Origin of the sequence: Ensifer adhaerens, assembly GCF_001270265.1 — a bacterium.
GTDB lineage: Bacteria > Pseudomonadota > Alphaproteobacteria > Rhizobiales > Rhizobiaceae > Ensifer > Ensifer adhaerens_B.
On sequence record NZ_LGAP01000012.1, the window covers coordinates 55,286 to 70,082 of the forward strand.

Below are 14,797 nucleotides of genomic sequence, written 5' to 3' on the forward strand. Positions count from 1 at the left end.
CTATGACACTGCCAGCGATCCGGGAGCCGTCATCAGTCAAGCTGGGCCTCAAGGAGAATTGGCAGCAGTTCTCCTTGCTCCTTCTCATCAACGCTTTCGTCGGCGGCATGGTCGGAATCGAACGCACTGTGGTGCCGCTCATTGGCGCAAACGAGTTCCACATCCAGTCGACCGCCCTGATCACCTCCTTCATCATCAGCTTCGGCGTGGTCAAGGCCCTTGCCAACCTCGTTTCCGGCCAGCTGGCTGACAGCTGGGGCCGCAAGCGCGTCCTGGTGGTCGGCTGGCTTGTCGGGCTTCCGGTGCCGTTCATGATCGTCGCTGCCCCGAATTGGGAATGGGTGATCGCCGCCAATGTCCTGCTTGGTCTGAGCCAGGGGTTCGCTTGGTCGATGACGGTGGTCATGAAGGTCGATCTCGTTGGACCCAAAGGGCGGGGATTGGCGGTCGGCCTGAATGAGTTCGCTGGCTATCTCGCCGTCGGCCTCACCGCTTTCCTGACGGGCTATCTCGCAAGCCGCTACGGTTTGCGCCCGGTGCCGATCTATGTGGGCATCGCTTACGCCCTCGCGGGCACCCTCCTTTCCATTCTGCTGGTTCGCGACACCCGTCAACATGTCCGCGTGGAAGCGGGCGGCATGTCGAAGGAGGCATCGCCGTTCTCGTTCCGGGAGGTGTTCATGCTGACATCCTTCAAGAACCGCAATCTGTTCGCCGCCTCGCAGGCGGGGCTGGTCAACAATCTCAACGACGGGATGAGTTGGGGCATCTTTCCGCTCTTCTTCACGACGCTCGGCCTCGGAATCGAACGCATCGGCCTGCTAAAGGCGGTCTATCCGATCGTCTGGGGAGTCGGTCAGGTCGTGACTGGTCCTCTCAGCGACCGATGGGGGCGCAAGGGGCTGATCGTGGGCGGAATGTGGGTCCAAGCAGCAGGACTTCTGATAACCGCGCTCGGTGGTCAGTTCGCGTGGTGGCTGCTCGGCAGCCTGCTTCTCGGTGCCGGCACCGCAATGGTCTATCCATGTCTGATAGCAGCCGTTTCCGATGCCTCACATCCAACTTGGCGTGCTCGTTCCCTCAGCGTCTACCGTTTCTGGCGCGACCTTGGCTACGCCATCGGAGCTCTGTCCGCCGGACTCATCGCCGACCGGTTCGGATTTTCCGCGGCGATCGTTTCGATCGGCATCCTGACCTTCCTCTCCGGCACCGTTTACTGGTGGGCCGCAGAAGAAACGAATAAAAGCAGCTGATCATTCGCCGATTATCTACGACAGCAAAGAGCGGTTGATGGCGTTCCTACAATCACTGTTATTATGTGCAGCTCGGTCAATGGCGGCTGCGCATTCGCAGACGCGCTCACCGTCAACGTCGAAGACGGTGAGCGGGACCGGGACCGGGCGCGATCACGCGGCCGGACGTCGAAATGACTGACAACGGCACGAGGCCATCGTCCGTAAATCGAATAATATACAGCAAAATCAATTACTTAATCTCATAACCTCCGAAGCTTATTTGCCAGTTCTTGACGCCAGTTGGTTTAGAGGGTGTCACAATGGTGCGGAGCTGTTGCAATATCCGTTGCGAAACGGTGCTCTGCGCTCGACAGATTTTCGGCGAGTGGTTTGATGAAACAGCGCTTTCTCACGCTCGGCGAACAGCACGCCTACCGTGTTGGCCTTATGCCAAGTGCCAGTATATCCGCCTGCTGCTGAGCTGTCGTCTCAGCCATTGGAACGCGGAGCCGGATTGCAGCTTCCTGTGCGTATCGCCCGTCGAGATTGGGAATGACCGTCGCTAGCCTCTCGACGACTTCATCGGCATCGACGATCTTTCGAGGCTCCGCATAGAGCGACACCATATTGAGATCGGTTGCCAACAATTCTCCGTTGCCGTCGGTAGGCCCGTGACCGGAGGCCGCTAAATCTCGGCTACTCGCCCTCGATCCGGAACTTGGCGTGACACGACGTACACGTTTGAAGCATCAAATGGAAAGCATGTTCAGCGGGCATTGATCCCGCATCTCTCGCGGCATCGACTTTCCTTGCAAGCGGTCCGCCACCCATGGCGTCGCCCGCCTGCATACGTGTTCCAGTGCCGAGTCTTTCGGGGTTTCTATCAGCTGCGATGGAAAGGGCGGACGCGTAAATGCTCAGGTCGTTTGCCAGCTTGTCAAATTGCTGGCGCTCGGGTTCGATGCTTGCACTGGCTTTCGATTCTGACGATGTAACTGGACCGTCGAAAAGTGCAGACAGCGCTGCTCCCGAGTGAGCTCGGATGGTCTCGGCGGCCGCCTTGAACCTCTTTGCGTCGTACGGCAGCGTGTCCTTGAACATGGCGTTGATGGTCTTAGCCGCGTCTGCCATCGCCTTCATGCCTTGCTGTCTTTGTGGAACGTCACTCCTTGCGGCGGTTTGCGCAGGCGCCACAGAGATTGCGGTGATGAAAGCAATCGTCTCGAGCATCAGAGACGCTAATTTGGTCGCGTTTGTATTGGCGCTCATGCCTTCTTCCACACCCCAAAATGCCCGTTCTCACCGACGAGCTCCCATTTGATCAGGATCAATGTAACTCTTGCAACTGCACGGCACTGTGCTTGAATTGATGAATTCGGTTCGAGCGAGAATATGATCGCCGTAAGCCAAACCATTCGAAGATGCGGAAGAGAGTTGCTGGCCGTTTTGGTCACAATTATGGTTCTTGTCGCACCGATGGCCGAGGGCGCTCCTGTTCTATGCGAAAACAATTCCACTCAAACTGCGTATATTGAAACATCGCAAAGCGATTTCGCTCGCAAGCATGATGCCCATCCTGTCGATCATAAGGGTTGCGGCAAGAGCGTCTGCAGTTTGTGCAGCGTCTTAGTTCCGACTCCTGTTGTTTTTCACCTGGATTCCAGCGCTCAGCGGCACCTGGATCCACAGCAGTCCCTTACCGGCCTCACCTTTCAACCTGCTCTTGGCCCTCCCCGATCCCTCGCCTGAACATTCCGCCAGCCGCGAAATGATCGTCGGTTGCCCGTGATCTCCTCACGGCGACCATTCCGTCGGCAATGCCGACACGGGAAAGAAAGTCAAACAGATGAAACGTCGTGAATTCTTAGGAAAAATGGTGACGGGTGCAGCAACTGTCGGTTCGGCTCCCGCTTGGTTTCCTACGAGTGCGTGGTCGCAGGCGACCACAGATAAACTAACTGCGTCATCGGGCATCGGGACCCGTTCGCTTTTGATTGCGAAGCGGGTGATCGAGGTAAATAGGAAGGCTGCCAACGTCTTCGGGCTCGTTCAAGCCGACGGGACAGCGGGGATCACCTTGGATGCGGGCAGTCAATTTGACGTGACTCTTTCCAACAACATCGGTGATCCCACGCTCATTCACTGGCACGGCCTGACGCCCCCTTGGAGGATGGATGGCGTGCCCGACAACCCGGCGGCCTTAATAGAACCGAACGAAACGCGGCGTTACACGTTCCCCGTGGGAAGCGGAGGAACGCACTGGATGCACGCTCACACCCTCCAAGAGCAGAATCTCCTGGCCGCGCCGCTGATCGTCAGGACCGCCGAAGATGCAAAACGTGACGAACAGGAGGTCGTCATCCTCTTACATGATTTCTCGTTCACGCCTGCCGAGGAACTGCTCGCCAATCTGCAAGGTTCCGGCTCCAAGCACGACGACACGGCCATGGACCATGGCAGCATGATGCAGGGCATGGCAGGTTCCACCATGGATGCGGGGCACATGTCTGGAACCATGATGGCGGCCATGGACCTCAACGATATTGAGTATGACGCGTATCTTGCCAATGACCGCACGCTGGACGACCCAGAGGTTGTCGCGACCGAGAAAGGCGGCAGGGTTCGTCTCCGCATCATTAACGGAGCCACGGCCACGGCGTTCACCGTTGATACGGGCGTTTTACTTGGGCAACTGGTAGCCGTAGACGGTCAAGCGATACGGCCGCTCTCGGCCAACCGCTTCCCTATCTCGATGGGGCAGCGCCTGGACATACGGCTTGAGCTACCGGTAAGCGGAGGAGCGTATTCGATCCTTGCCTTGCGCGAAGGTTCCGACGAACGCACCGGCATCATCCTCGCCTCCCCTGGCGCAAACGTGGTCAAGCATTCCACCAAAGGAGGCGCCAAAGGTCCGGTGATCGGCTTCGATCTTGAGAAACTGCTAAGGCCCGCCAATGCCCTTCCCGCCCGTCCAGCAGATCAGCGTTTCGCCCTGACGCTCGCTGGCAGCATGGCAGGCTACAAGTGGCAGATAAATGGAGGCGACGGTCTGCACGTGAAGCAAGGGGAAAGGGTCGAAGTGGCGATGCACAACATGTCGATGATGGCGCATCCGATGCACCTGCATGGTCATCATTTCCAGGTGATTAGCATCAATGGGAATCCGCTCTCCGGCGCGGTCAGAGACACAGTTCTTATTCCCCCGATGGGAAGCGCTGTCATAGCGTTCGATGCCGACAATCCCGGTCGGTGGCCCCTCCATTGTCATCACCTTTATCATATGGCGGCTGGGATGATGTCGTTCGTAAGCTACGAAGATGCAACGTGAGCAGATCCCCGAATGCGGGTGTGGGCGTGATCAGCCACCTTTTTGAGCAAATACGGGTGCCTCACGCCTCACCAACGAAACACCGGCCACGACGGAGTTCAGTTCGATGAACAACGAACAGAAGCATTCGGTCCATCATCACGGACAACCAGCGCAAGAAAGGGCGTCAGATGCTGCGGTGCCCGGCCAGGCCGAGGGCGCGATCTATACCTGCCCGATGCATCCGCAGGTAAGGCAAATCGGTCCCGGCAATTGCCCAATCTGCGGGATGGCTCTTGAGCCAGAAGTCGTGACCGAGGAGACAGGCCCGAGCCCCGAACTGGTTGATATGACGCATAGGTTCTGGATTGGCCTTGTTCTCGCATTGCCGGTCCTCGCCCTGGAAATGGGCGGCCACCTTACCAACCTTCACATGTTGCTCGGTGCACAGGCATCGAACTGGCTTCAACTTGTGTTGGCAACACCCGTCGTTCTATGGGCAGGCGCTCCGTTTTTCGAACGGGCTTGGCGATCGATCGTCACACGTCATCTCAACATGTTCACACTGATCGCAATGGGTACAGGGGTGGCATGGGCATACAGCGTGGTCGCTACGGTCGCGCCAGGGCTGTTTCCAACCACATTCCGATCTGTGGATGGATCGGTCGCGGTTTACTTCGAGGCCGCCGCTGTCATCACTGTTCTTGTTCTTCTTGGACAAGTTCTGGAGTTGCGGGCTCGCGAGCAGACGGGCGGCGCGATCAGGGCACTTTTGGATCTCGCTCCAAAGACGGCCCGCCGGGTTCGCAGTGACGGGACAGACGAAGACGTCCCGCTCGAAGAAGTTGCCGTCGGCGAACGGTTGCGAGTTCGGCCGGGCGAAAAAGTCCCGGTCGACGGCACCCTCGTCGAAGGTCGCAGTTCGGTCGATGAATCGATGATCACGGGCGAGTCTATGCCAGTGACCAAAGAGGTCGGTTCAAAGCTCATTGGCGGGACGATGAACCAGACCGGGGGCTTCGTGATGGAGGCTGGCAAAGTCGGACGCGATACCATGCTTTCGCAGATAGTTCGTATGGTCGCCGACGCCCAACGCTCGCGTGCCCCGATACAGCGTCTGGCCGATGAGGTGTCAGGCTGGTTCGTGCCCGCAGTCATAGCGATTGCTCTCGTGGCCTTTGCTACCTGGTTGTGGCTAGGCCCGGAACCGCGTTTCGCACACGGGTTGGTCGCGGCAGTCGCGGTGCTTATCATCGCCTGCCCATGCGCCTTGGGCCTTGCTACCCCCATGTCCATTATGGTCGGCGTTGGACGTGGCGCACGGCTTGGTGTGCTGATCAAAAATGCGGAAGCATTGGAGCGCTTAGAAAAGGTCGATACGCTGGTCGTGGACAAGACCGGAACCTTGACGGAGGGCAAACCGAAGGTCACATCGATTGCGACCACAGCAGGGCTGGCGGAAAGTGAACTACTCCGATTGGCCGCGTCCCTGGAACGCGCGAGCGAACACCCCTTAGCCACCGCAATCGTGGATGCCGCCGCCGAGCGAGGACTAAACCTCGCCACGCCGCAAGATTTCGACAGTCCGGTAGGCAAGGGAGTCACCGGCTCAGTCGATGGACGCAAGCTTGTCATCGGCAGCCACCGTATCATGGAGGAGGTTGGAGTTGACGTATCGGTCCTAACGCAGGAGGCTGAGACGCTGCGCGGTGAAGGAGCGACCGTGATTTTTGTCGCCCTTGATGGACGTGTCGGCGGCCTGTTCGCAATTTCCGACCCGATCAAGGCGACGACACCGGCTGCCGTTCAGACCTTGCTGAGCGAAGGTGTCCGGGTGGTCATGCTTACAGGAGACAACAAGACGACCGCCAACGCCGTCGCACGAAAGCTCGGAATTACAGAAGTCGAGGCGGAGGTCCTTCCAGAGCACAAAAGCGAGATCGTGACGCGTTTGCGCAACGAAGGTCGGATCGTCGCGATGGCGGGTGACGGAGTGAACGATGCCCCGGCCCTTGCGGCCGCTGATGTCGGTATCGCCATGGGTACCGGCACGGATGTAGCCATTGAAAGCGCCGGGGTAACCCTGCTGAAGGGTGATCTTCAAGGCATTGCGCGGGCACGACAATTGAGCCACGCTACTATGAAAAACATCCGGCAGAACCTCTTCTTCGCCTTCATCTACAACGCCGCTGGCATACCCTTGGCGGCTGGCGTTCTCTATCCGGCCTTCGGGATTCTCCTGTCCCCCATAATCGCCGCTGCGGCCATGGCCCTTTCATCCGTGAGTGTTATCGCGAATGCGCTCAGATTGAGAGCCGTGGAGGTGGTGCGAAAGTGATCCTGTACGACCATTCAGCACAAGTCCTCAAGGATGTTTCAACGTCAGCCGAAGCGTTGTTCGGCTATATGGATGATCCCGCGCGTATCGGGAGCCACATGCGAGAGCCTTCCATGATGATGCTGGGCGCAAGGATGATCTACGAGCTTGACGAACGCGGAGGGCGAGCGGCTGGCTCCGTGATCAAGATGCACGGAAGCCTCCTCGGCCTGCCTTTGGCAGTGGAAGAAGTGATCGTCGATCGCCGTCCGCCCCACCTCAAAACCTGGCGGACCTTCGGCCGAACACGTCTTTTCGTTATCGGCGCTCATCAAGTCGGATTCGAAATCACGCCCGCAAAAGGGTTTTGCCGACTGCGAATTTTCATCAACTACAACTATCCAAGCTCCATCCTTGGCAAGTTCATTGGCACGATGTTTGGAAGGGCCTACGTACGTTGGTGCCTTCGTCGGATGTCCGAGGATGCCGCAGCCAAATTTCAGTCGAGTGTTGTCGCGCCCTGATACTGCCGTCAAGGGACAACAAAATTCCCGAGGGTGCCCATCGAAGGCGCCCTCGGGACCGACATCTATGCTGCCATTCTACGGCAGCTTTCCGCACAACGGCGGCACGCATCCACGCAGTTTTGCATCTCCCCTATTCGCTCGCAATCTTCAGCACACTGCGTGCAGATCTCGGCGCACTCCCGGCACACATGCCTGTGGTGCTCCGACCCGATGAGCATGAAATGCGCCGACGTCCTGCAGATTTCTGCGCAAGCCATCATCAGCGTGAAATGCTTGGGCTGAGTATGTTCACCGCCCATTTCGAGGCAGTGATTCATGGCTGTGGAAAGGCATTCCTGGTAGCAGGCCAAGCACTCCTGGATGCACGATTTCATCTCTGACGATTGATGATGATGCATGAGTTGTGTCCTTTCGAGGGAAGTTCGAGCATCACTTGGCGTGTTCCTTCACCCAGGTGGTCATTTCCTCGATTTCCTTCTTCTGCGCGTCGATGATCTTCTGCGCCATCGACTTGGCCTGCTCGTCATCGCCGTACTTCAGCTCAACTTCGGACATGCTGATTGCGCCCATGTGGTGGGCAATCATCCCGCAAACAAACGCGACGTCCGGATCTTTCGCCCTCATGGCCTGCATCATCGCTGGGTGCATTTTTTGCATGCTTTCCATTGTCGCTTTCTGATGATCGGCCATTTCGCCCATCTGCATCCCACCACCCGACGTATTCATGTCTTTCATGGCGGAAGCTTCGGTTTTGCATGCATCCGGCATAGGCATTTGAGCTTTGGCGTCTGTGCCTGCGGAAAGAACGACGAACGGTACGACCGCTGCGGCAACCGCGAACTTGAGGACGGTTCTCATTGGATTCTCCTGTTGGTTTGAACGTCAATCGTATTTCATCTCAGGAGGGTGAAGACTTCGGCGGTGGGTCCAGCCCGCGCACGATGAGGAATGGGCGTGTCTGGTCCAGATAGGCCGTTGGCAGCTGGACGAGAGCGGCGGGCGGGTCAGCACATGGCAGCGCCGGAAGAACGGGGCAACACTGCACACCGGCACAGCAGGCATTATGATGAGACGCAGATCCAGACCCATGGGTTGTTTCTGTGACCGTCGGACAGCTGAGATATCTATTGCCGTTGCCTGCGACTGCCGCAACATGGAGGTTTACCACCATGATGCACAGGGCCGCGACTTTGACCCAGCGGTAAATTATGCTCCAGGTTGGCATGGAGGCAGATTCCCATTCGCCTCAAAACGTACCTGCAACGAGAATGTTCCCGAAAACTCGCGGCGAACGCCCTCCCCGATCACAACCCGAGGACGGCTTGGGTACCTAACGTCGCTGCTGTCAGAGCCAGATATCGGCCCGTCTTCGCCAGGGTTACAAGCACCACAAAAGACCATAGCGGTTCGCGCAATACACCAGCCGTCACGGTCAACGCATCGCCGAAAAGGGGCATCCACGACAGAAGGAGCGACCATCGTCCATAGCGTCGATACCATCCGCTGGCTCGTTCCAGCGAGGCCGCCTTGACCGGAAACCATTTTGCGTCATGGAACCGATCAATGAAGCGGCCGACAACCCAGTTCGTAACAGCCCCCAAAACATCCCCGAGGCGGGCGACGGCGATCAATCCCGCCACGGAGAATTTGCCGGATAGAAGAAGGCCGACGAGCACAGGCTCCGATTGGAACGGCAAAACGGTTGCCGCACCGAATGCAACCAGAAAAAGTCCGATGTAGGCAGTGAGATCGATCACAGCAAAAAAGACCAACATATAGCGGTGATGGGTTGGCGATCGAACCGGCGCGGAGACCCAGTTCGCCGACCTCTACAATGACAACTCACCTTGCCGGGCAAGCTTCACGCGCCCTGTCCATCGAGCAAGCAGCAGGAAGATCGAGCAATAGACCGCAGCGCCAATCCCAACCTGTAACAGGAATGTCGACATCAACGGGATCGACGGCACCTCCAACTTGCCACGAAGAACAACAACAACGGCGACCATTGCTGAAGCGGCTGGCGCGATTAGGATTGCGATATTCTTCATCACGCTTCGCCAGTCAACGCCGCCGAACCGTATCTGTAATCTGACCGACGTCGTCACTGCAAAGGCCGCGCTGACGCATTGTCCCACCGCCAACGGCAGCAGACCAAATGGCGCGAGCGCGACAATTAGTGACAACGACACGAAGACGTTCAACAGCGTGACCGGCAGTCTCTTGCTCACGTTCCCCATCACGGACAGCAACGGTTCGGTGATGTAACCCGGTAGGAGCAGTAGTTGCTTCAGACATAGGACTGACACGATGAGTGCGGCAGGCATCCACTGCTCGCCAAGTACGAAGTAAACCAGGGCGTCCGACACCTGCATCAGCCCAAGATAGATGGGTGAAGCAACGACAAGCAGGACTGTCAGAAAGCGACCGCTCGCTTCGGCAACTGAATTGTCCTGATGCTCGGCCTGCCGGTCCCGGGCACGCCTGAAGACGATCCAACCAAGTGCCCGGGTTGGCTCGCCTAAAAACTCGGAGATGGCCGAGACTATTCGTTCCGCAGCGCGATAGTACCCGGCCTCGGTTACACCAAGGAAACTACCGACTGCGAGCGTTCCAGAATATGAGCTGAAAAAGACGATGATCCGGTTCGCGACAATATGCCGTGAGAACTCAATAACGTCCTTCACCACCGATCGCGTGATAGATAAACGCGGCCTCCAGCCAACGATCCGGGCTGACCCCATAAGTACCATCAGCTGGATGGCAATTCTGCCGACGACCAGGGCGGCCGCATGCCATCCGAGAACAAGCCCTGTGATGGTTGCACCAACGCCGACCACCTCCGCCACGATGCGAATACCCGCCTGCTGACGCAGCTGACCACGAACAACGAGGGTGCCGTCATATACGGTCGAAACGGCGGCTGGCAGCATCCAGCAACTGAAGAGCGCGAGAAGAGCGCTTTCCCAGTATCTCTCCGTCCAGAGATAAAGAACTGCCGAGGCACCCAACCCCAACATTGTAAAGAACAGACCACTCAGCAAAGCGATTGTCGCCACCTGGTCGAAACGATCGCGGTCGTCACCGGATTTCATTATGAATTCGGCCCAGCCCCCTTCCGCAAGAACAACGCAGAGAATGGCTATGGCCGAAATGAATGCGAACAATCCAAATTCGGTCGGCGCGAGAAGTCGTGCGGCAACAAAGAACGTACAAAGCTGTGTGACTTGAGCAATCGCCTTGGCGGCAATCACCCAAGCTCCTCCGGCCATGATTGATCCGCCGGTCTTCAAGTTTCTTGCGCTTGCACCGTCTTCATCTAGCGACTGGTTTGGCTGGCCTACCGATCTGTCATTCAACGGACTGGTCCTCCATCAAGATGCGGAGACTTGGCAGAGCGAATGGTTGATACGTGAGGGGAATACACCAAAGCGCATACCCTTCGCCTATCCTTCTCCCGCGCCTCATACTCGGGCACGCTGGAAGATTATCGAGTATCGCAACTCCCAGCATGGTTCAGTCCAATCCAAAGGTTCGCGCCCCCAACGGACCCACGGCCATCCGTCCTTCGACCCATCAGCCGTCCATACGTCTTCCTGACGCAGCAGGACCGGCTTGAAATCGGACGTTGCCAAAACCCGCGTCTTCAAATCGAGGTCGATACCATCAACAACAAGGTATCCCCCGGGCTCGACTAAGTTCATCACGTTCCGCAAGCAGACTTCGGCAAACGGGTCGTCCATCGGACCCATCACATTGTTTGCAAGAACGATATTGTGCGGCCCGAGGGTGGCAGCGAGCCCAACTTCCGTTGCATCGGCTGTAAGCCAGTTGGTGTCCTTGCGAAGCCAATCCTGCACCCGGAGCGTCCCACCATGCTGAACTTCAAGCACCTCGCCAAGAGCATTGATATCTTCCCGGAAGACTTCTGGCCGCCCTTCCAGATACAAGCCGTTTATTGCGGCGGACTGGCCTGGACAATAGATGCCTCGTTCGGCAGCTTTGACGACCTCGCTCGAAATATCCACGCCAGTCGCCAGAATGCTTAAGTCTGGCCGTGCTCGGCGCAGCACATACAGGGCCGAGTATAGTTCCGCGCCTGTACTGCATCCAATTGACGCCAGTTTGACGGTCGACCCAATCTGGTACGCGGACAAAAGCCTCGCCAAGACATCCAACAGCGGCGGGTTGCGCATGAACTGCGTATAATGACTTTGGATGCGAACCGTGTTGCGGGTGAATCTGCGGTAAATGAATTTGCCGAAACGGCGCATAGCGCGAGTCTGCGTAATCGCGCCAGGCAGCCCGTCCCAGATACTGTGGCAGACACGGCGCGGCGTTTGGAAAACGACTTCGGTGAAGTTTACAGCGGACATGTACTGAACTCCTGATGAGTTGCTCCGACGCCGCGCAATCCCGAAAGGCAACGACCTCTCTTTGGCGAAAGGTTCGCGCCACCCGGTGTCCAAGCGAGGAGCAAAGTGAGTTCGGTCGATGAACGCGCGGAACGAGTCCGGTCCGGCCGCGCATAGGCGCCAGCCATCAGCTTTCGGACGCGTGCTGGATGGCCACCTGCGCCAGACCGGATGTGAGCACCCGTTCATCTCTGAACCTGAGTTTTGTGAAATCTCCAATAGCGTGAGCCAACTGAGCGGCTTACGCGACTACGCGCTGCGGATACGGCGCGATTTCACAAAATCAGGCGATTGGGGGGCGATAGAGGCTGGGGGAAAAGAACGAATTCGGCTCCGACCAAACAGCGGGTGGCTGCATTGTGGCTGGCACCCGGTCAGCCAACGTCGAGACGTCGGTCAGGACCGCGAAAACCGAGCACATCGCACCGCAGCACTTGCCGTTGCCATGCTCGCTTTTGTGGTGATCGCTATTCTCATCTGCCATACTCACGCAGTGATGCGAAGGGTCGACATCATTCGCGGCTTCAACAATGGCGGCGCTATTGTGGGCAGCAAAGAATGCCGCCTGTTCTGAGTTATGGAAGGTGAATACAGCGAACGACAAAATGATCGCTACCTTCATCAAACCACTCAGATATGAGATCCATAGCTTTGCCATCTCGCATTTCTAGGTTCGTTGGCGCATGCGATCAACTCCGTCGTCTGGCCAAGAAATTCAGCCAAAATGCGTAATTGGTTCTAAGCCTGTCCCTTTTCGCAGGCCCTCGCACTCTCCCAGGACCCCCAAGCGCTGTTTCGACAAAAGGCGGGTCGTCCGGCGCCACAGAATCGACGCGAATCGTCTATTAGTAAAACCTGACAATTGACAACTTAACGACCGATGGTAGTCCTCGGGCATGGGTATGTTTCGAATCACATTGCAAAAAATGCTGGTTCTGCTTCGCTTGGTGATTGTATTGTCACTGGCGAGCTATGCCCTGCCAACTGCCTCAGCTGCTATGCACGGCACTTCATCAAATCCGGAAATTGTGCAGCCCGGCGATCATCACGAGATGGCAAGCGACCAGCATTCTCACGGTGATCACGCCTCCTCCCCCGAGGATGCAGAGAAAATTTCGAAGCAAGAATGCTGCAAAGGCTTCTGTGTCAGCATGGCGATTGTCGCGCACGTCGATATGGTTGGTGGGCCACGCGTTGCTCCCATTCGCGAATTCATTGACGACGCCCACGTCATTGGCCAGCTTCCGGCACTGCACCGGCCCCCGAATATCTGAATTAGAGACACCCTTTTACGGGTCAATCGTGCGTTTGTGGGCGTGATTTGCTCCCTACGCCGCTGCAATCTCCTATCCGGATCACACCATGAGACGTATGTTTTTGGTGGCCGCCCTGCCGCTCTTCCTGAGTGGATGCGCAGCCACATTGCCTCCTGACGTTATTGCTTCGGGCAACCTCGCCACTTCCCCGGCCGAAGTCCGCCCTGTTCACTACCACAGTCCGGTTACGGGCTACACGCACCGCGCTCCGGTCGACCCCAAGCCGTGGCGTAATCAGAATGACGCGCAAGCTCCTGAAGGAGACGCGTCATGACCGGATTCAAGTTCAAGATGACCGCAATTCTGGCGCTACCGCTGCTTCTCGGCGGTTGTGTATCTGCGAACGAGTACGCGGCGAACAATGTAGGGTTTTCGTCTGTCGAGGCGAAAACCACCGAGGCGACCGGAAAACAGTCCGTCTGGGTTCAAAACCAACAACAGGCTCAGGTGGTGTCCGATCGCGTGAAGACGTTGATGGCTAAGAAAACCATCGACGTCGAAACCGCCGTTCAAGTGGCCCTGTTGAATAACAAGGGGCTCCAGGCGGCTTACGCCGATCTCGGTGATTCATCGGCAGATGCCTGGCAATCAACGATGCTGATCAATCCTACGGTCTCGGTCGGATTCAACGGCATCGGTGCCCCTGCCCTTGAAGCATTCAAATCCGTTGAGGGAATGATTGCAGCAAATATCCTGGCGCTGGCAACGCATAAGCGCAATGTCGAGATTGCCGACACGCGCCGCGCCTGGATCAACGCCGTTGGTTCCTGGGAAACCGTGGCCCAGCTCAATCAGGCTCAGGCTGCGGCGGACGCCGCATCTGACCTTGCCGGAAAGCTTGGCGAGACGGGCGCAATGACAAAGGAAGCCCAAGCTCGGGAACACGTGTTCTATGCTGAGTTGACTGGCCAGTCCGCCCAGGCGCGGCTTGCAGCCCGCCTCGCCAAGGAAGAATTGCCCCGGCTGATGGGGCTCTGGGGGGCCGACACAGACTATCAGGTGCCCAACCGGTTGCCTCAGTTGCCGAATGGCTTGATGAAGCGCGACCTCATTGAAGCCGAGGCGTTGCAGCGCCGTGTCGATCTGCAAATGGCTAAGCTCGATCTCGAAGCAACGGCGAAGTCCTACAAGCTGACGGGAGCAACGCGATACGTCACTGATCTCGAAATTCTCGCAGGTTTCGAGACGGAACGAGAAGTAGAGGACGGTGACGTAACGCGCAAGACGACGGGCCAGGCCGAACTTGAATTCGTCATTCCGATCTTTGACACGGGCAAAGCTCGAATGCGCAAGGCCGAGTTGGCCTACATGCGGTCGGCTAATCTGCTTGCCGAGAAGTCAGTGAACGTCCGCTCCGAGGCACGGTCTGCCTATCAAGCCTACCGCTCCAACTACGACATCGCTCGCCATTACCGCAACAGTGTCGTGCCTCTTCGAACCAAGATCGAGGAAGAATCGCTCCTTACCTATAGCGGTATGATCACTAACACCTTCGAATTGCTCGCCGACAGCCGAGAGAAGATTAACTCGATCATCCTCGCGGTCAATGCAAAGCGTGAGTTCTGGTTAGCCGAAGCCAATCTCGCCCCCGCCATCTACGGCGGTGGCCAAGGATCTGCTTCCGGCGGAACTGAAGTCGCGGCAGCCGCCGAAAGCGGCGCTGGCGGTCATTGAGAGAGGAAC

At 57.5% G+C, this 14,797-nt stretch carries 14 protein-coding genes and 1 pseudogene; 8 read left to right on the top strand and 7 right to left on the bottom strand.

The window, feature by feature from the left end; translation table 11 throughout:
- Nucleotides 1–2 precede the first annotated feature (2 nt).
- Nucleotides 3–1,253 (top strand): MFS transporter, encoded by a 1,251-nt coding sequence (locus AC244_RS18335; protein WP_053250262.1) that lies wholly within the window; start codon nt 3–5, stop codon nt 1,251–1,253.
- Between the two features lie 448 nt (nt 1,254–1,701).
- Here the strand turns inward: AC244_RS18335 and AC244_RS18340 are convergent.
- Together AC244_RS18340 and AC244_RS18345 are read right to left on the bottom strand one after the other, a co-directional pair.
- Nucleotides 1,702–1,924 (bottom strand): annotated as a pseudogene (locus AC244_RS18340) (penicillin-binding protein 2); the annotation flags it as partial.
- A 7-nt stretch (nt 1,925–1,931) separates the two neighbouring features.
- The gene (locus tag AC244_RS18345) at nt 1,932–2,504 is read right to left on the bottom strand and encodes a cytochrome c (RefSeq protein ID WP_053250264.1); all 573 of its coding nucleotides are present in this window, start codon (nt 2,502–2,504) and stop codon (nt 1,932–1,934) included.
- Between the two features lie 577 nt (nt 2,505–3,081).
- Between AC244_RS18345 and AC244_RS18350 the strand changes: the two genes are divergently transcribed.
- The 3 genes from AC244_RS18350 to AC244_RS18360 all read left to right on the top strand — a co-directional run bounded on the left by AC244_RS18350 (nt 3,082) and on the right by AC244_RS18360 (nt 7,383).
- Nucleotides 3,082–4,563, top strand: coding sequence for a multicopper oxidase family protein (locus AC244_RS18350; protein ID WP_053250265.1), 1,482 nt, complete (start codon nt 3,082–3,084; stop codon nt 4,561–4,563).
- A 106-nt stretch (nt 4,564–4,669) separates the two neighbouring features.
- Nucleotides 4,670–6,880, top strand: a complete 2,211-nt coding sequence (locus AC244_RS18355; RefSeq protein WP_053250266.1) for a copper-transporting P-type ATPase — start codon at nt 4,670–4,672, stop codon at nt 6,878–6,880.
- The gene (locus AC244_RS18360) at nt 6,877–7,383 is read left to right on the top strand and encodes an SRPBCC family protein (RefSeq protein ID WP_234716971.1); all 507 of its coding nucleotides are present in this window, start codon (nt 6,877–6,879) and stop codon (nt 7,381–7,383) included. Before AC244_RS18355 ends, AC244_RS18360 begins: the two co-directional genes overlap by 4 nt.
- A 65-nt stretch (nt 7,384–7,448) precedes the next feature.
- On the opposite strand, the gene AC244_RS38175 is transcribed toward AC244_RS18360, so the two are convergent.
- The 5 genes from AC244_RS38175 to AC244_RS18385 all read right to left on the bottom strand — a co-directional run bounded on the left by AC244_RS38175 (nt 7,449) and on the right by AC244_RS18385 (nt 11,759).
- Nucleotides 7,449–7,784, bottom strand: coding sequence for a four-helix bundle copper-binding protein (locus AC244_RS38175; protein WP_053250267.1), 336 nt, complete (start codon nt 7,782–7,784; stop codon nt 7,449–7,451).
- A 31-nt stretch (nt 7,785–7,815) separates the two neighbouring features.
- Nucleotides 7,816–8,244, bottom strand: a complete 429-nt coding sequence (locus AC244_RS18370) for a DUF305 domain-containing protein (RefSeq protein WP_053250268.1) — start codon at nt 8,242–8,244, stop codon at nt 7,816–7,818.
- 446 nt (nt 8,245–8,690) lie between these two features.
- Nucleotides 8,691–9,161: a YqaA family protein gene (locus AC244_RS18375; RefSeq protein WP_053250269.1), complete on the bottom strand. Its 471-nt coding sequence runs from the start codon at nt 9,159–9,161 to the stop codon at nt 8,691–8,693.
- A 54-nt stretch (nt 9,162–9,215) separates the two neighbouring features.
- Entirely contained in the window at nt 9,216–10,742 is a 1,527-nt protein-coding gene (locus AC244_RS18380; RefSeq protein WP_152976005.1) for an oligosaccharide flippase family protein, read from the bottom strand.
- Between the two features lie 105 nt (nt 10,743–10,847).
- Nucleotides 10,848–11,759 carry a CheR family methyltransferase gene (locus AC244_RS18385; protein ID WP_053250271.1) on the bottom strand — a complete coding sequence of 304 codons (912 nt, stop codon included), beginning with the start codon at nt 11,757–11,759 and terminating at the stop codon, nt 10,848–10,850.
- A gap of 118 nt (nt 11,760–11,877) precedes the next feature.
- On the opposite strand from AC244_RS18385, the gene AC244_RS36555 reads away from it, so the two are divergent.
- The 4 genes from AC244_RS36555 (at nt 11,878) to AC244_RS18400 (ending at nt 14,788) form a co-directional block, all read left to right on the top strand.
- A complete protein-coding gene (locus AC244_RS36555; protein ID WP_152976006.1) occupies nt 11,878–12,372 on the top strand; it encodes a hypothetical protein in 495 nt (164 codons plus the stop codon).
- A 322-nt stretch (nt 12,373–12,694) separates the two neighbouring features.
- The gene (locus AC244_RS35490; protein WP_082366909.1) at nt 12,695–13,072 is read left to right on the top strand and encodes a hypothetical protein; all 378 of its coding nucleotides are present in this window, start codon (nt 12,695–12,697) and stop codon (nt 13,070–13,072) included.
- Nucleotides 13,073–13,160: 88 nt separating this feature from the next.
- Nucleotides 13,161–13,388 carry a hypothetical protein gene (locus AC244_RS38180; RefSeq protein WP_082366910.1) on the top strand — a complete coding sequence of 76 codons (228 nt, stop codon included), beginning with the start codon at nt 13,161–13,163 and terminating at the stop codon, nt 13,386–13,388.
- Nucleotides 13,385–14,788, top strand: a complete 1,404-nt coding sequence (locus AC244_RS18400; protein ID WP_053250274.1) for a TolC family protein — start codon at nt 13,385–13,387, stop codon at nt 14,786–14,788. Before AC244_RS38180 ends, AC244_RS18400 begins: the two co-directional genes overlap by 4 nt.
- The last annotated feature ends 9 nt before the right edge of the window (nt 14,789–14,797 follow it).